This is a genomic window from Mycobacteroides sp. H001, from assembly GCF_001440005.1.
GTDB lineage: Bacteria > Actinomycetota > Actinomycetes > Mycobacteriales > Mycobacteriaceae > Mycobacterium > Mycobacterium gwanakae.
This window is the reverse complement of sequence record NZ_LJYH01000021.1, coordinates 536,662-553,361: the sequence shown is the minus strand read 5'-3', so window position 1 is coordinate 553,361 and position 16,700 is coordinate 536,662. Positions and strand designations below refer to the sequence as shown.

At 61.0% G+C, this 16,700-nt stretch carries 17 protein-coding genes; all 17 read right to left on the bottom strand.

From position 1 onward, the window contains the following. Window positions 1-133: 133 nt before the first annotated feature. The 17 genes from AOT83_RS04670 to AOT83_RS04595 all read right to left on the bottom strand — a co-directional run bounded on the left by AOT83_RS04670 (window position 134) and on the right by AOT83_RS04595 (window position 16,591). Window positions 134-502 carry a hypothetical protein gene (locus AOT83_RS04670; protein ID WP_057965048.1) on the bottom strand — a complete coding sequence of 123 codons (369 nt, stop codon included), beginning with the start codon at window positions 500-502 and terminating at the stop codon, window positions 134-136. 19 nt (window positions 503-521) lie between these two features. Next, complete coding sequence (locus AOT83_RS04665) at window positions 522-4,064, bottom strand: ADP-ribosyltransferase (protein WP_057965049.1); 3,543 nt, start codon at window positions 4,062-4,064, stop codon at window positions 522-524. Next, entirely contained in the window at window positions 4,048-5,538 is a 1,491-nt protein-coding gene (locus AOT83_RS04660) for a phage portal protein (RefSeq protein WP_057965050.1), read from the bottom strand. The genes AOT83_RS04665 and AOT83_RS04660 overlap by 17 nt, the downstream gene beginning before the upstream one ends. Continuing rightward, entirely contained in the window at window positions 5,535-7,277 is a 1,743-nt protein-coding gene (locus AOT83_RS04655; protein ID WP_057965051.1) for a hypothetical protein, read from the bottom strand. Before AOT83_RS04655 ends, AOT83_RS04660 begins: the two co-directional genes overlap by 4 nt. Then, complete coding sequence (locus AOT83_RS28100; protein WP_057965052.1) at window positions 7,278-7,766, bottom strand: hypothetical protein; 489 nt, start codon at window positions 7,764-7,766, stop codon at window positions 7,278-7,280. A gap of 526 nt (window positions 7,767-8,292) precedes the next feature. Beyond that, window positions 8,293-8,592 carry a hypothetical protein gene (locus tag AOT83_RS04645; protein WP_057965053.1) on the bottom strand — a complete coding sequence of 100 codons (300 nt, stop codon included), beginning with the start codon at window positions 8,590-8,592 and terminating at the stop codon, window positions 8,293-8,295. After that, window positions 8,579-9,292, bottom strand: a complete 714-nt coding sequence (locus tag AOT83_RS04640; protein WP_057965054.1) for a hypothetical protein — start codon at window positions 9,290-9,292, stop codon at window positions 8,579-8,581. The genes AOT83_RS04645 and AOT83_RS04640 overlap by 14 nt, the downstream gene beginning before the upstream one ends. Continuing rightward, entirely contained in the window at window positions 9,289-9,966 is a 678-nt protein-coding gene (locus AOT83_RS04635) for a class I SAM-dependent methyltransferase (protein ID WP_131726909.1), read from the bottom strand. The genes AOT83_RS04640 and AOT83_RS04635 overlap by 4 nt, the downstream gene beginning before the upstream one ends. After that, a complete protein-coding gene (locus AOT83_RS04630; RefSeq protein WP_057965056.1) occupies window positions 9,963-11,375 on the bottom strand; it encodes a glycosyltransferase family A protein in 1,413 nt (470 codons plus the stop codon). The genes AOT83_RS04635 and AOT83_RS04630 overlap by 4 nt, the downstream gene beginning before the upstream one ends. A 210-nt stretch (window positions 11,376-11,585) precedes the next feature. After that, a complete protein-coding gene (locus AOT83_RS04625; protein ID WP_057965057.1) occupies window positions 11,586-11,960 on the bottom strand; it encodes a hypothetical protein in 375 nt (124 codons plus the stop codon). After that, window positions 11,957-12,868, bottom strand: a complete 912-nt coding sequence (locus AOT83_RS04620; RefSeq protein WP_057979733.1) for a hypothetical protein — start codon at window positions 12,866-12,868, stop codon at window positions 11,957-11,959. The genes AOT83_RS04625 and AOT83_RS04620 overlap by 4 nt, the downstream gene beginning before the upstream one ends. Continuing rightward, window positions 12,861-13,226: a hypothetical protein gene (locus tag AOT83_RS04615; RefSeq protein ID WP_074244098.1), complete on the bottom strand. Its 366-nt coding sequence runs from the start codon at window positions 13,224-13,226 to the stop codon at window positions 12,861-12,863. The genes AOT83_RS04620 and AOT83_RS04615 overlap by 8 nt, the downstream gene beginning before the upstream one ends. 103 nt (window positions 13,227-13,329) lie before the next feature. Next, window positions 13,330-13,584 (bottom strand): hypothetical protein, encoded by a 255-nt coding sequence (locus tag AOT83_RS04610; protein ID WP_057965060.1) that lies wholly within the window; start codon window positions 13,582-13,584, stop codon window positions 13,330-13,332. Next, window positions 13,574-13,720 carry a hypothetical protein gene (locus tag AOT83_RS27775; RefSeq protein ID WP_157858364.1) on the bottom strand — a complete coding sequence of 49 codons (147 nt, stop codon included), beginning with the start codon at window positions 13,718-13,720 and terminating at the stop codon, window positions 13,574-13,576. The genes AOT83_RS04610 and AOT83_RS27775 overlap by 11 nt, the downstream gene beginning before the upstream one ends. Beyond that, a complete protein-coding gene (locus AOT83_RS04605; protein ID WP_057965061.1) occupies window positions 13,717-14,184 on the bottom strand; it encodes a RusA family crossover junction endodeoxyribonuclease in 468 nt (155 codons plus the stop codon). Before AOT83_RS04605 ends, AOT83_RS27775 begins: the two co-directional genes overlap by 4 nt. 322 nt (window positions 14,185-14,506) lie before the next feature. Beyond that, window positions 14,507-16,144, bottom strand: a complete 1,638-nt coding sequence (locus AOT83_RS04600; RefSeq protein ID WP_057965062.1) for an AAA family ATPase — start codon at window positions 16,142-16,144, stop codon at window positions 14,507-14,509. A gap of 12 nt (window positions 16,145-16,156) precedes the next feature. Further along, entirely contained in the window at window positions 16,157-16,591 is a 435-nt protein-coding gene (locus AOT83_RS04595; protein WP_057965063.1) for a hypothetical protein, read from the bottom strand. Window positions 16,592-16,700: the final 109 nt, after the last annotated feature.

The following is a 16,700-nucleotide window of genomic DNA, read 5'->3' as shown; positions in this document are numbered from 1 at the left end:
GGGGCGCCCGTTTCGGGCGATCCGCTCGGGTGTGAGCGGAAGTCTGAGACGCCCAGATCGCTTGTTAGATAGCGATTTTGGGCATGAAAAAGGCCCCTAACTATTTGTTAGGGGCCGAACTCTGTTCTAAGAGTTAGATATTGGCGTTAAGTTCGATCGAAGAATCTTCGATGTCCGCGAGATTCGTCGTCGTTAACGTGCCGTCTTCATTCCACTCTGCACGCATCTGCTCGAAGGCGTCTTTCGCGGCACTCCCCTGCTGCAGCTCGCGACGAATTGACAGGGCGACGTACGCGTAAAGCATCTCGTCGCCATCTGCCACGTGCAGCAGACCACAAGCGTCTTCGTCGTTTGTCCAGAGTCGCCCGACTGGGTGTTCCAGCCCTGGGTCCTGGAACAGGTCCACGTAGCGTCCAGCGCCAGTGCGCGCGCCGGGATAATCCGGCTGGTCATAGAACGTACCCAGCTCGGCGCTGATGATGTCGTATACGCCGTTGGGCAACCAGCGTGTGGGGATGGGATTAGACAGGTTGATCCACCACCTCCACGATCACGTCAACCTTGAACTGTGACGATCCGGTTGACTTGCGCACTTCCAGCACCTTCATCTTCTGATTACGGGGAAGGATAACCTCGCGCTCATGCGTTCCGACGGAGGTCAGTTGATCCATTCCATCCGGTGTGCCTGAGACGAAGATGCCGCGCTGACCGGGCTTCATCTTGTAGAGCACGCGAACCGGGTTGTGGAATGCCGGTGTGGTGGTGATCGACGTGGACAGGAAGGATTTGGACACGTACGTCTCACCCTCCAGCACCTTGAGCGCGTCGATGTCAGCGCCGAAACTGAACTTCATTCCCAGACTGTTCTCATCGTTGAACTCGACAGCGTGCGTACCGCGGCTGAGCACGATGTGCTCCTCAAACGGATTGTGCTCGTAGAACGCCGAATCGAGCGCCTTGGTTTTGGCTGACGGCACCTTGTCTTCGCGAGCGTGCGCGTTCATTGTGCTGTAGCCGCTGCCGGTGTACGACTTGATGGCGCTGTGCTGGTTGGATTTCCAAGCCGAGGCATTCTGTGGCGACATCAGCGAGCCGAACTGCTGCCACTCAACTGCCTTGCCGCTGGCATCGAAAACGTGCGGGTTGTCGGCAGACCCGACGGGAGCCTTGGAGTCGGCGATAACCGTCTTGCCGAGCTTGGTCAGCTCGCCAGCGGGCTGCTCATGTTCGGGTGTGTACTTCGTACCCTGTTTGATGACGACAGGTTTCGGCGGTTCTTTGATCTTGGAGTTACCCTGGGCTTTGAGCTTGTCCAGCGCCTTCTTGGCCATGTCGTCGCCGAGTGCGTCACCGTACTTGCCGAGCCATTTGGTCTGAACCCCAACGTCGTAGTAGCCCAGCAGGTTCGCCAACTGATCGGTAGTGAGCGCCGCGATGCCGAACTCTTTGTCGAATTCGGGGATCGCCTCGGAGAGCTTGATACCCTTCTCGACCGCGTACGCCTTGACGGGCTGGAAGAACCCGCCAGAGCCGGCCTTCTTAAGGAACTCCTGTTCCCATTCGAGCATCTTGGCCGACTTCGTCGGCTTGTTTGTAACGGGCTGCGCCGCAGCTGGTGTCGCGTTACCGTTCTTCATCTGCCAGTACTGCGCGGGGGTCATCTTCGACAGTTGGGCGAAGTTGGCGGTGTCGCCCTTCTTCTTCGCCACGTACTTGGCCGACGCGAGCGCCTTGCCCGCCTTCTTCAGCACGTCCCCGTCTAGGATCGGAGTCGGCCCGGTCGGTATCGGAGACGGTGGCAGGAAATCGCCCTGGGTTATGTTCAACCCCGGGGGCACGGTAATGACCTCGCCCTTGACTTTGGTGTTCGTCAGACGCTTCTCGACTGCCTTGATGTAGTAGGAGCTCAGATCAGTTGCGAGACTGTTCTTTCGGGCAACAACTGCATCCAGGAACGCGTCAACATTGTTCGTCGCAATGTTGCCGTTCGCCTCGGCCAACAGCTTTCCCTGTTTGACTGCACCTTCGGCATAGGGCCGGAATAGATTGCGGATCTCCTTGTCTGGGATCGATTGCAGGCCTTGGATATAGCTCGCCAGTTCGTCGCCCGAGGGATTGAGCAACTTACCGGGCTTGCCTTCGGCGTACTGCCGAAACAGCGTGTTGTAGATGGGTTCTGGCGTGCCGTGCTTGACGTTGGGGTGGTAGTTCCAGTCCAGCGTGTCACCGCTGAAATACTTGAACGCTTGACCCTTGTCGATGCCGACGATCTCGCCGCCACCAGTGCGAATGAACTGTCCAGCATGGCTGTCGTGGTTACCCATTAACCAGTCGAGCGCGTGATGCTTCTGGATGGTCAACAGATCGGCTTCACTGATTGTGGACAGATCAACCCCAGATGGGAAGGCGCTCTTGCTGCCAGGGAACATGTACTGGACGGACTGGCGCTTACCGCCTACCGTCATGATGTACATCGCTGGTGTCGTCAAGCCCGACTTCGCCTGCAGCTCAGCAGATGCCGCATCCAGCGTGACCAGAAATTGATCGTTCGGATTCTTGGGACCCTTGACCAGCCACTTCTGAGACTGCGAGTCGGTGTACACCGTGGCGCCGTGCGTGCCGAGTACCTGACCGGTGCTGGCGAGCACGTTCGGTGAATCCGTCAGCTCGCCAACGACGACCTTCGGCTTGGTCGCGGTGGATACAGTGCCGACTCCGGCGGTCGGCGCTGTCTCTGGCGTGGTGACCTTGGCGGTGGCCGTCGTCGTGGCCTTGGATGTGTTGCCGCCCTTGGATTGCGCGTACTCCACGGGCGTCATCTTGGCCAGTGCGTTGTACTTGGCGGTGTCGCCCTTCTTTTTGGCCGCATGCTTGGCCGCCGCGAGTGCTTTGGCCGCCTTCTTGAGATCGACGTTCGCGGCCGCGTTGGCCATTGCGGTGACCTTCGCGGATGCCTTGGCTGCCTCGGCTGCCATCTCAAGGAATGTCTGCTGTTCGTTGTAGACCTGCTCGGCCTTGAGCCACGCGACGGTATTGGCGGCGGCCTTCTTGTTGGCCACATACTTGGCCTGCGCTGCGGCCTTGGCCTTCTTCTTGGTGAAGTCCTTCTCAGCGGCGAGCCACGCCGTCGCGTCGGTCTGGTACTGCTGCTCGGCCGCGAGCCATTCGGCAGTCGCCTTCTTCTTGGCGACGTACTTGGCCTGCGCTGCGGCCTTGGCCTTCTTCTTGGTGACTACCTTCTCGGCATCCAGCCACGCGGTCACGTCCGCCTGGTGCTGTTTCTCAGCGTCAAGCCACTTGGCGAGGTCCGCCGGTGCCGGTGACTTCTTGGTAGACATCGCTACCAGTGTTGGCCCGCTGCCTGACGCGGCGAGTTCGTTGGCCCGCATTTTCGACAGGACCGCGTTGAGCGTCGGCTTGATCTGCTCAGCTTCGAGCTGCTTGACCGTTTCGATGTACTCGGCGTCCCAGTCCTGGTAGTACCCCGGACGCTGGAACTTGAGCTTTCCGCGGGCGACGGCTGGCACGCAATGGCAGTTGTCATGACCCGCTTGCGCCGCGTGAGCGCTGCGGTAGACCGCTCCGCGGGTGGCCATCACTCGGCAGAACTCGCACGCTCCCGGCGACGCCAACCGCGAGTATTTGACTTTCTCGGTATCGGCGTTGCGCAGAATCGTCGCGCGCGCGCCGTCGAACACCATGCGCTGTGCCGAACCCGTCAGCCTGGTCAGCGGATGGGCGGTGCCAGCGGCGCGGAACGCCCATTCAAGGGAGTTCATCATGCGGTCTTGCGACACCGCGTCGATCGCGGCTACCGCCTTGGGTGTGTACGGCTCATCGGGTGCCAGCTCGCCGTACCACTGATTGGCGACCTCGGATGCGGCCTCGACGTAGGGCTGTACTACCTCGGGAAAGACTGCCTTGAATGCGTTCAGCAGGTCGGCAGCGGTAGCACCGTCGCTTTCGAGTTTCCTGTACAGGCCCACAAGGTCTTTGGTGGACAGCGTCGAAAGGTCACCCAGGACGCTCTGGAGGGCTTGAGCCTGCTCAACCAGGCTGGCCAACAGATGCCGCTCTACGGTCAGCCAGGGACGCTACCTGGCTGTCCTGGCGTGCATTCTCGACACCTTGACGGACCGACGCGACGAGGTTTGTGACCGTCGTCTTCTTATCGTCGATCTCCATCTGTCGTTGATCGGCCCGGCTGATGCCCAGCTTGTCGCGGGTGACGCGCGAGGTTGGGGTGTAGACGCCCTTGTCGATGAGTTTGGTCACCGCGTCGGATGTGGCGGCGAAGGTTGGTGTCGCGGCGTCGCGCCACTGCGGGCGCACCTTGCGAATCTCGTCGGGCAGTTCGTTGAACTTCTTGCCCTCACGGACCATCACGCACAGCCGCGCGGTCTCCGACCAGCCGCGGCCGAATGTCTTCTGGCGCTGCTCTGCGCGCTTGACGTGGCGGCCCTCTAGTGACCGGATTGCGTCGGCAGACGGCGGGTTGTCTGTCTCGAATCCCAGATAGTTTGCAGGTACTGCTATTTCAGACGAGACGAGCTGGCTGAGCGTGCGCATCTGGCCGAAGAACGATTCCAGGCTGGCGCCCTTGAATTCCTTGATGTCCGGGATCTCCCCGTACTCGTCGCGCTCCAACGCGATCATGCGGCCGATGTAGGACTTCCACGCCGGAACTGGCTTACCGTCCTCGCCGACAAAGAACGATTCCTTCGCGCCGAGCACCGCGCGCTGTGGCGATGCCAGGTACTCGCGCGCCACTTCCATGTTGGCTAGGGTTCGCATGCCCGACTGTGTGTGCGAGATAAGCGTTTCGGTGATTTCGGAGTGGCCATTGCGGCCACGCGCACCTGACCGCGGCCGGTTGATCATCTGGGCGACCAGCACGCGCTCTAGGTTGTGCTTGTTGCGGTCAACCACGCGCATGTTGCCCACGCCCGCGGCGCTGAGTTCCATCGGGACGCATTCCAGGGCGATGATTTCGTTCGGCAGAATCAGCCGCCCGCCGACCACACGCTGCTCACGGTCAACGATCTGGAGGAACGCCGAGGTGGCACGCCGGGTCCGTGGGTCGTAGATCGCGGTCATATTCCGCGGCGACTCGACCGTCACGACTACTTCGGGCTCGTCATCGAGTCCGGAAGACACTGCCACAAAGGATGTTCCGTACATCAAGCCGTCTGTGTGGTTGACATCAGACTCGACATCGAGATCGTTCTCCAGGAAGATCTCATCGAGACCCAGCGGATCGCGGTCCTCGCCGTCACCCTCGTATGACCAGCCCTCAAAGTTCAGCCGCTCGACCAAGCTGTCAACGGCGACGGCGGGCCAGCCGACACAGCACATCAGGTTGGAAAGTGTTGGTGGAATGGCGATCTTGAGATCTTCCATTCGGCGCTTAGCCTCGTAATACTGCTCTTTGATCAGGTTTTCGCCCTGGTGCTTCTGGAGCTGAGTGGTCAGATCCATCAGTACGGCTTGTTCGTCCTTCGACAACTGAAGCGACGGCAGCGCGATTGCAGTGGTCATCCGAGCACTACCATCCTTCCCTGGCTAGATGAGTTGACGCGTACACCGATGCCTTGCGCGTAGCAGTCGAGCCGCCCCTTGTACGCCATGACTGCCGCGTATGCGGCGTCAATCTTGTTGGGGGACTCTGGATATGCCTTGTGGATCAGGTAGCCGCGGCTGGCGGCGCGTTTTCGTGCGTTGAGAATGTGTTGCGTCAGCGCGAGGTCTCCGCCGTGACTGACCGTGATGACGGAGTCCTCCGCGTCGGCATCCTGACCGGAGGTGACGACGGCGTGACGGAAGATCTCGACGTGCTCGACTACGTTGACGCCCTTGCCCTTCGGCCAGGCCATCATTGGATTCTTGACGGAGCACTTGACCTTAAGCCGTCGCCCGAAGTCCTTTTCCCATGCCACAACTTGCTCAGTCCAGCCGGTTGGATCGGCGTTGAACGCGATGACTCGGAAGTCTGCGAACGTCTTCCGCACCGCCGCGTCCACCTCGTGAACCGGGGGTACCCAGTTCTTTTCGTGTTTCTCGGCCTGCCAGATGCCGATTGTGAACAGTCGGCCATCGTGAATGCGGCATCCGATCAGCGCTGTGGCGTCAGCTTTTCCGCGCTGACGGCCGCGTGAGCCGTCGAATCCAACCGCGATGAAGTCGCCTGGCTTGATGGGGTTTGGGTCTGGCTTGTCCTCGTCGCCAACGCGAATCGCGCTCCACTCGATCTGGCTGATCCACTGATCCGAGGCGTGAGTGATCTGATTCAGGTAGTACCGGCGCGCGTCCTGCGGGTCGGTGTCGTCATCCCAATATTCCTGGATGATGCGATCAAGGTTGACCCATCCGCCGTTGTCATCGGCTGACTCGCCGTACGACACCCGCAGCCCCTCGCGCAGCGAGTCGTAGTCGGACGGGTCGGTTTCCGGTGGCGCTTCGCGGTGGTCGTAGTAGAGGCCACCGGGCACCCGGCCCTCACCCTGTGGGCGCTCCGCGCGGATGAGCTGCGCCTGGTAGGTCTTCCATGAGCGCTCGGCGACGGTGTTCTCACCAGGTAGGAACGCGTTTGGGGTCTCGACAGAGCAGCCGTTGACCTTACCGAGGTTGCGTCGGATGGTCCCTGCCAGCCGTAGGCCGCCGTTGGTCTCGGTCCAGCTCTCGGTCTGATCCATGGCGGTGAAGACGGGCCGGAAACCTTCACGGCTGATTCCGGCTGACGTGACGGCCTCAATTCGGCCACGCGGAACAGTGATGAACGTTTCCATCGGGTCAACGTCGTAGTCATCGAGCAGCCGATCACTGCTGCGCACCATGTCCAGGCAGGGATCCCAGGTGTTGGCGGTCTGATCCTCTGAGACGGCTATGATTTGGACCTTCGGCTTGATGCCGAGATCGACCCAGGGGCGTCCTACGGGTTGGCCATCGGCGTCCCAGCCGTCCATGACCACATCGCCGATTGCCTCGACGATGCACAACGCGGCCACCAGCGGCGACTTACCCCAACCCTTGGGCCGGGAAAGCACCGCGCGGCGGATCAGCCGGCCGTTGTTCATCGCCCGGCCGACGATCGCGGTCCCAGGCTTGAACAGCGGGTCCACTTCATAGAGTCGGGCGACGAAATGCGCCTGTTCCGGCGTGAAGATCAGCGGCTCACCCAGGCTGGGGCCGTCAACGACTTGGAGGTACTCGGTTATCCAGTCGAGTACGGCCCAGCCGAGCGTGGGACGCTCACCGGGGACCGTTGGCTTCCAGGGCAATTAGCCCGTCGACCCCAGCGGCCCGTACCGCCCTTTGGACCCGCCATCGGACTTCCCGCTCGGCTGGCTGGCCTTCTTATCGGCCTCATTGGCCGCGGCGAACTGAATGCGCAGACGAGCGCGGTCTTCCGGCGTCGCGCCGAACTTGGCAACGCGCAACCGCAGTTCGGCGGCCACCTTCACGTCGCCAGTCCAGTACCGGGCGTGCAGCACCGCGGTATCAAGCAGCTCCGACCAATCCGTCGAAGTGAACTCCTTCGACAGCGGCGATTCCTTCCACATCTGCCACCACTCGACCGTCCGCGCGGGCCACTTGAACCGCTGCGCGACGATCTCACCCTCCACGCTGACCTCAAGGTCGAACTGCGGTAGCGGGGGCTGTTCAACAGGCTTTGCCGGGATGATGCGCATTACGTTGTCCCGACCACGGCGCGCGCCGTGTCCTGCGAGCCGATCCGGGTCCTTGGGACGTGGGCCTATTCCAGCCATGGGTGCCTGCTCTTTCTGTGCGCGTTTCGCGCGACCGTTTCGGTCAGAGTTGGCACTGAAACAGTCGCGAAACAGTGCCCTAGCTGCGGATAGGCCGCATGTTTCAGCCGGGGTCGAAAAGGTCCAGACCCAGGCGGAGCCCCAGCGCCTATGCCAACCGGGGATTTCCGGGGGCCCAGGGGGCTCCCCTCCCCAGCCCCTCTGCGCCCGCGTGAGCTATCGGTTGCGTCCTGGGTGTGGCTCTGGGTCCCGGTACCGCTTGCGGGTACGACCTTGAGCCGCTTGCTTAGCCGTCTTCTTCTTGTGGCATGGGCTGCATACGCACTGGAGTTCGTCCACGGTGAGGGTCATGCGCCTATCGATGCCCCGTTGGGCCACACCGTCTTTGTGGTCCAGCTCTTCGTAGACACCCGTGCATCCGTCGTAGCGCAACTGACACTCATCGTTGTCTCTGATGCGCACAGCGCGGCGTACAGACGCCGGAACGTTGGTCCCAGTGCCTCGACCGTCACCCGCCCACGCCATCTCAGTCTTGTGATGCGTCGTTGATGTCTTCGGTGACCCGTTCGAGAACCGTAACGTCGTCAACCACAACGTCATCGATCTCTATGTCCGAGACCAAGAGCGTGAGGGTCAAGGTGTTGAGCGTGTTGGTATCGGTACTACCTAGGTGTACCGTCACCCCACCCTCGGCAATGAGCCCCGGCACCTGCACGCCATCGATCAGTACAGTGTGGTCAGCAGTGATGTACACCCTCTGCCTGCCACCGCCTGCGAACTCGGATGATCCACCATGATCAGAGGGATACGGATCAGCGATGTACATGCGGTCTCCTCAGGGTCAGCTTGACCTCATCGCTTGACCAGTGCTCGCGTGTGCCAACCCGCCACCCCCTACGCGGGGTGACCACTATGGCCCCGTCAACTATGCGTGGCCCACGGGGTACCCCATCGGGATGCTCATCGATAACCGTAGGTGTATCAGCATGATTCACCAAGCTAGGCCAGGTATATCCGATGCGATGCCCTATTGCGCTGGCCCAGTGTTCTATCGCGTGGTCCTGTGCCATGAACACTGCGGGAGGCTGTGCCAGATGCTCCAGCATGCTCCGTACTAGCGGTGTACGGATGGCCACACCCACCGCGTGCAGCAGTACATGACCAGTGAGCCAGCACGGGGCGGCCGGCGTCTCCGGTGACAGCGCGCGAGCGATCGTACGAATGCTGGTCTGCGCGAACTCGGGCCTGCCCTTGCCCAGATACAGCGAGACGATCGGCGTGGGCGCAACCGCCAAAGCTGATTCCAGTTGTGCGCGAAATCCTTCGACAGGCTGCGCGTCGTCTTCAAGTACGACACTCCAGTCAGAATCATACGCGGTCAGCATCGACCACACACGACGATGGTTACCCTCGCAACCGAGATCGCCATCGTCGTACGCGACCACGTTCGCGTCAACAGCCCCGATCATGCCCTCGGCCTGAAGCATTCGATCCTGATGCGCGACAACCCCAATTTGGATGTTCATCGCCGCTTCGCAACCAGCATGTTGAAGTAGAACGCGATGGACTCGACAGGCACGTTCCACGCGTAGCGGGAGGGGAATAGATCAAGCTCTGTGCGACCGCGGTAGTTGACCTCATCGGTCAACCGCTGAAAGAACTGCATCATCGTGAACTCGCCATCGCGCCTGCGCTTTTCGGGGTTCTCGTTGGCTTCCATGGACCCGTAATAGTGCTCATGGTAGGACGCGTGCGTGTCCTCCACGACATAGATGCCACCCGGTGAGACGTGGCGAAACAGTAGCTCAAATGAGCGAATCGTCTTGGATGACAGATGACTTGCATCATCTATGATCACATCGAATGGCCCATAGACCGCGGCTAGCTGATCTATCATCCCCTGATCATCCTGCGAACCCTGCCAGAGCGTGATGCGCTCGTCGTCATCAGGCTGGACGTTCTTGGATTCCAGCTCGACCACAATGATCTCAGCGCCAGGATGTGGGAAGTACTCAGCCCACGTCCGGGCGCTGTTGCCACCACAGTCTGGGTCCTCGTGGCCACCCCAGCCCAGCTCCAGTAGCGTTATGGGCTTGTCGCGCAATGGCTCTAGCAGTGGCTCGTAGATCGCCGTGTAATTGTGATTCAGCGACGACTTGTCTGTGCCATGCTTCTGCGCGATCTCATCGAGAGTCATCATTTGTGCTTCCAGACGCTCCAGTCGTTGCGCTCGTTGGCCTTGAATGTGGTGAGCCACTGACTGCCCCAAACGATCTGCTCACGCCATTTGGGCGAGCGTGCAACGTAATTGAATGCCGCCATATCACCCTTGACCTTGCTCGGCCCCACGCGGAAGATCTCACGCACCATGTCGGCGCAGAAGTCCAGCAGCGTCGCGTGATCACCACCTACGACGCCTGCGTTGAGTAGTTGAGCGCCACCATTCTCGGCTATCCACTGCTGATATGGCGGATGATTCTGGCGCATCCAGGGGATGTCCAAGACGGTTGGCTCATGCCCGACATACAGCGCACCCTCACGCATCAAGCCCCAGGGCTCGCGCAACATCTCGACGTCGGTGCCATCGGTCATCCATACCCACGCGCTCTCGTGGTCGCGCAGATAGCGATAGCAGACTATCCAGCGCTGGAGGTATGGATTCAGACCCGACTCCACAGACGCCCCTGCGCCTCCGTCGTGCTCATAGGGTTCGTCGGCCAGAATGATCGACCTCGCACCTCTGATCGACTTGCGCCAGGCCTGAAAGTCGGCTGACACCAACTTGGAAGCGTTCTTACGCTGTGGATCAACCACTTTCGTCAACATGGTGGTGATGACTTCATTGCCCAGTTGACGGTATGGGACGAATCCGTGCGTGGTCTCGCGCAGCTCGGCCAGCAGATGATCGTTGCGCTCGATCTGCGTCTGGCGCTCACGATCGTTGACGCTGCGCTTGAATTCGGGATGCTTGTGCCAGTGCTCATCCATCGAATAGATGAACTCGGCTGAACCCGCGGCATCCTGAAATGCATTGGTAGTCAGGCCGGTGTTGTTGATGCGAAGGCTGTACTCGACGTGCTCATGACCCCATACGCCGAAGATGGTTCGCATGCCACCACAGCGCTCGATGACACTGTGGTTCAGGTAGATGAGACACCCCATTGGGTGATTGAATGCGCGCGTCCGACCGTCTTCATAGATGGTCTCCGGCGTGCCCACGGGTTTACCGTTCGCGTCAAGCGTCTTGAACAGATAGCACAGGTGGGGCTCTGGGTTATCGATGTAGAGATCTGTCCAGCCCTGCTTGATCGGATAGCAGTCGTCATCAAGAAGAAACAGCTCGGTACAGCCAGCATCAACCAGCAGCTCAATGCACTTGTTCTTGGCCGCGGCGACGCCAGCACGCTCAGCGAATCGGTAGGTGATACCTAAGCCTGGCTGCGTGGATGCGTCGTCAACGACAACCACCGTCGCACCCGGCGTAAAGCGCCGGACATGCTCAAGTGTTGTGGCGAGGACTTCGGGACGGTTCCGCGTCGTGATCGCGACGCCGATATGCGATTGCGTCGGCGTGTCGGACGGTACGAACTCGACCCCATTGATCAGCACTGATGGATTCAAAATCGCCTCCGACGGAAGGCCTGGACCGGATTTTGGGATGGGTCTGTCAGTTGCTCATGATACGACGTGTAGTGGACATTGTGTTGCCCGGTAGTTGATGGCGCGCCCGACATACAACGAAGGCCCCCGGAGGGGTCCGAGGGCCTTCGTCCATCACAACAACGACACCTTTGCGGAAAGGTGCCTGATCAGTATAGATCAGGCTTCGCGCGGTCGTCTGCGCGCGAGGTAGCGATTCACCTCGCCGACGTTGTACAGCTTGGTTCCGTCGTGCGCCTCGGAACTTGTTATGTAACCGCGGTAGTTCCATTGCTGAACCGTGCTCGGCAGTACGTCAGCGATCTCGGCCATCTCATTGGCCGTCAACCACTGATCAGGGTCGTACGGCATCATGCTCGGCTGCGTCCAGTACACGTGCTCATCAACGCGTGCCTGATGGAATCGCGCGAGCGCCGCAGCTGGGTCCTCGATGTCACCGGCGACCACTCGCGTCAGCAGGTCGATCGCGATGATCGCGATGCGCTTGTTCCTAACCTCGCGTGACTCTCGGTAGACGTGGACGTTGGTGCTCATCGGTCGGCCGTACCCTCCAGCGCGGTCAGGAAGCGTTCCCACGGCATTCCGGTAGTAGCGCACGCCAGCTCTAGGTACCACTGCCGTTCGACGGCCAGCCAGGCGCATACGTCGCGCTGCCATTCCGCCTCCGCAAGTAGCCATTTCAGCATCTCGTGCTCCTCCTGATCTGTGAGAACCATCGACTGGAGCCACTTGTACTCGGCCTCAGTCCATGTGCCGTCCTGGTTGGGCCCACCGTTGCACGCCAGGCAGCGGATGACCTCAGGCGTGATGTCCTCTTGGTTGGCTGAGCTGACACTTTGACGTTTGTCCTGCACCTCTTTGACCAGCGCCAGCTCGCCGCACACGGGACACGGTAGGTGTTGCTTCTCTCGGTACAGTGTCTCGCCGAGATGCCGTCGGACGCGATAACCGAGGTCGAACACCTTGAGAGCCAACATGGTTCCCTCTTGCGAGGACGCCAGCACGTCAATGTTCTTGGTCACCACGTCAACAGCTTTGAGCACCACCCGGAAGTCGTATCTGTCGGCCGAGGACTGACCGACCACCGCGTCACCACGGTAGCGCTTGCGCTCACCCCTGCCTAGTGCCAGCCGTATAGAGCGGTCGCAGACATCGACGATCTCACCCATCAGCTCGGCGGTGTCCACGTTGATCAGCACCTTTGAGCCGGGTTTGGGTCTGCGGCTGATGTCCTCGGCCTGGCCGCGCGCTCGCTTCTCCCCTATCGTCAGTTTCAGCTTGCACCAGTCATTGGGCATGCGGCGGATTAGTTTTCGCGTCTTGAGCTGGCACGCCTCGCATAGATACGCCTCGCCCGTCACTTCGGCGGCACGACGCTGCCCGGCGACTACTTCGTAGCCGTCGCACAGTCGGCCAGCCCTACAACGGCGTACCTCACTCATCGAGTGGTTCAACCTCCATGATGTTGTGTGGATCATTTAGCGGCCGTTGGCATGTGGTGCACATCAGCACGAAGTCGCGTTCCTTGATCAATCGTTGATTGGCCGCGGCAATCCGCGCCGCGACGCGCTCACCGATCAGCATGCAGCGCGCACAGACGAAGAAGATCGTGCCGCCACTCGGCGTGAGCCCGGGCTGAGTGCACTTGTCGATCATGTGCATCTCGACGCGATACTTGGCTGGCTTGCCGCAGCGCCCCTCATGCTCGGGCTGATCTTCATTCAGCCCGCATTTGACGCACTCACAAGGCCCATGATCGGGTGCGAACTCCAGAGCCTCCAGTACGTCTTGATCGGTCATCGGGATCGACCAACCCACCACATGAGCACTCGATAGAGGCTGATCGCAGTGAACCCGACGACGAGGTTATGCGCGAACTCAAACCAGAAGAATGTCCAGTCCATCAGAAGCACTCCCCGGCATGCACGAGATGACAAGCCTCGCAGGGTTTTCGGTCGTCGCACTCTTTGACCGCGACAAACTTGACGTGGCGCACCTCGTCATCACCGTTGGGGTCAAACGACGTTGGGTCGTTGTAACACCCGGCATGCACCAGGTCGCCATCATCGTCATAGATGACATCCTGACCGACTGCGATCATCTCGCCGCAGTCGAAACAGTGACCCTCGTAGGCCGCCTCGAATTCTCTACTCGGCATCGGCCAGCTCCGCACACGAGACATGCACTGGCTCTTCGTCATGGTTCCGGTACGTCACCCGCGCGCCCAGCGAGTAGCCCTTTCCGCAGAGTGCGCACTGACCGGGCTGGAGCGCCCCGAATGTCACGCCGATCATCGCCAGTTCCATTCCGTCGCGGGCGCGATGAAGATCGACACACCTGGCGTCTCACCGATCTCGGCGGTTCGTTTTCGGCCGTGGAGGTCGATCACACGCGAGTCGTCGTCGTAGACCACATGCGTCAACGCGTCCAGAATGGCCCTCTCCAGCTTGTCGGTGTCGGGCTTCTTGATGGCCGGTGGAGTCGGCTTAGTTTTCGGCAGCGACAGCGGGCGCGGGAGGACAAAGGTCAGTTCCATAGCTAACGCCGTCTCGACGTAGATGGGTCGGCCAGCCATGGCCTGCTGCGCGAAGACCGCGACATCGGAACGCCACGGCTTCAGGTCCTTCGAGCTTTCCACCATGTGCCCCCTGCCGACATGTCGCTTTGAACCTTGCGGTGCAGACTTCCCCGGCACGAAGAACGACACGAACGGCGGGGGCGCTTTCGCGCCGATCGACGGATTCACTGCATCAGGCATCCCAGAACCTCCCTGGAGCGTTGTTGCGACTCCCGACGCTCAATCACACGCCGGTTGATGTTTGATGTCCCAGCGTTTGATTGGGCTGCCACAACGAGGCCACCCAACGTGAACGCGAGACCGCCCAATCCGTCGCGGATGGGTTTCATCCACTGTTTCGGGCCGGTCAGCCATACGGTGGACGGGGTGACTGTTTCGCGACCTGTGTTCAGAAACCCTTTAGGGTTTCTGAAACAGTCGCCAGTCACACACCGTGCTGACTGTTTCAACTCGACTGTTTCACTGACTGAAACACTGAAACAGTCGAAGCATCTGCGTAGGGTCATGACCACCTCGCCGCTGATGGGTTCAATGTCATGACCTTGGCGTTACGGGCACCCTCACCGACAAGGATGACCGACTCCTCGATCGCGGTCTTGATGATCTTGCGCGCGGCATGGAATCCGACGCCACTCTCGCCGAGTTTGGCCGTCAGCGCTCGCATGCCAAGGCCGCCGATGAACTCGGGATCAGAGAGGATCTGGACCACCAGCGGCAGCCCGTCGCGCGCTTTCGTCGCCGCCCGGCCACCCTCATGCAGCAGCAGCCCGCCCGTCTCCGGCAGGTACTCCAGCAAACCCTCGGCGACCGCCACGTCTCGACCGTGCGCCGAGAAGAACCGCTTACCCCCATCGGCTGCCGGGTCCTCTCCCTCCTCGGCCTGCTCACGCACGATCTTCCAGAGCACATCCGGCCAATCGAGCAGCCGGGAATCGCCGCGGCTGCGCTCAGCACTGTGGCCCATGTGATGCACCACGATCGACTCGTCGGCCCCGGTCTCGGCCACGAACGCATCCCAGGCGACCAGATACTTACCGGCGTCCTTGTCCTCTGAGAGCCCCAGAGCGTCCAGACAAGGCCGCAGGCAGTCCAGGATGATGAAGTCCGACCCATGCAGCTTGGCCGCCCAGGATGCACGGGTGCTCGGGTCGATGATGTTGAACGTCGCAAGATGACCCTTCATCGGGAGCACCTGCACACGTTCGGTGTTCTGAATACCCTGCGCGCGTAGCCATCTGCGAAACATGCGCTCATCTAGCTCGGTATCGATCACCGTGACCCGCTCAACCTGAGTCGTCGTGAACTTCCCGAGGAATGACACACCATCGGCCAGCGAGCGCAGTAGGTTGGCCATCATCGTCGTCTTGCCGGCCTTGTACTGGGCTGCCAGTAGCGCGCGGCCACCCACCGGTAGCAGCTCTCCGATGCGATAGACGGCGTCCTCGTCGGGAATGCTCAAGAAATCGGTCAGCGACACTGGATCTGGCGCTGTTTGGCCTAGCTCATGTGCCTGCTGGGCCGCGTAGAGCGCTCGGCCTTCGTCTGACACGCGGAGGTCGTATGCGGACTGCTGGACGCGTCTACGGTGCGCCAGTAGCCGCTCTGCCTCGTCGTCGCTGATCTCGGCCGCCCCGACATCCGGCACGCCAGCAGGGTCGCCCGGGTCGCTCGGCGGGTCGCTCGGGTCGATGGTGAATGCCGCTGGTATCTCCTCGCGCTCGGGCACCTGCCGCGCGCCGACCTTGGCGTCACTGCCGCGGAACGCCGATCGGATCGTCGGCATGATCTCGCTTTCGGCCAGGCCGATCGACCGCGCCGTGCTCACCAGGTTGTTGATGGCCGTCTGTTCGTCGATCCTTCCGGCGCGCACCAGGCCCGCGAGGCTGAATGTTGAGTCATTGAGCTGTTGGTTGCGCGCACCCTCTGGCGTCGCCGCCAGGATCGCCAGCTCCTTTTCCATCGCGGCGCGACCGTAGCGATCGTCACCGATGAATTCGACAGGCGTCGCGCGCCGTGGTGCCGGTGGTGGCCCGGTGTCGCTTCCGCGGAATCCGCGCATGCGCTCTTTGAATGAGATGACCTGACCGCCATTGTCTTCGGGCGGTGGCGTTACCGTCTCGTCATTGTTTTCGTCACTCATCGCCGTCACGGACTAGATCCACGGGCCATCTTCGGCCGCCGACCCAATGGCCGCGAAACGCTGTGCCGTGTCGGCGTCCACACCCAGCGCTGTCCATTCACCGGGGGCGTCAAAGAACTCTTCGCGCGTCATCTCCAGCATGTCCTCACCGGCGATCAGGCGATCCACGATCGATTGCGGCGCGTGGATGGTGTGCACGTATTTGACGGTGGGCGACTCGTCCACGACGGTGATGCCGCCGCGCATGGCCTCATCCCAGTCGATCGGTGTGCTCGGGTCTGAGCCGTTTAGCACGCGCTGCGGGAAAGCCGCATAGAGAACCGTGCGGGCGATGTCCGTGGCAACCGTTCTCAGCGTCGGCACCCCCTCGATGTCCTGCTCTTTGTCTGGCCAGTGCCCGGTAATTGTTGTCTCGATCATGCTGATCAGCTCGGTTTCCGAACCCATGGCACTCCTCGGGGTGTGTTGTGATTGCCTCTCATTGTGCGCCACGCGGGCGCACTATAGGTCCCACACGCGTCCACACGAGCACTTGAACGCCGCGCGGCCACCGCGC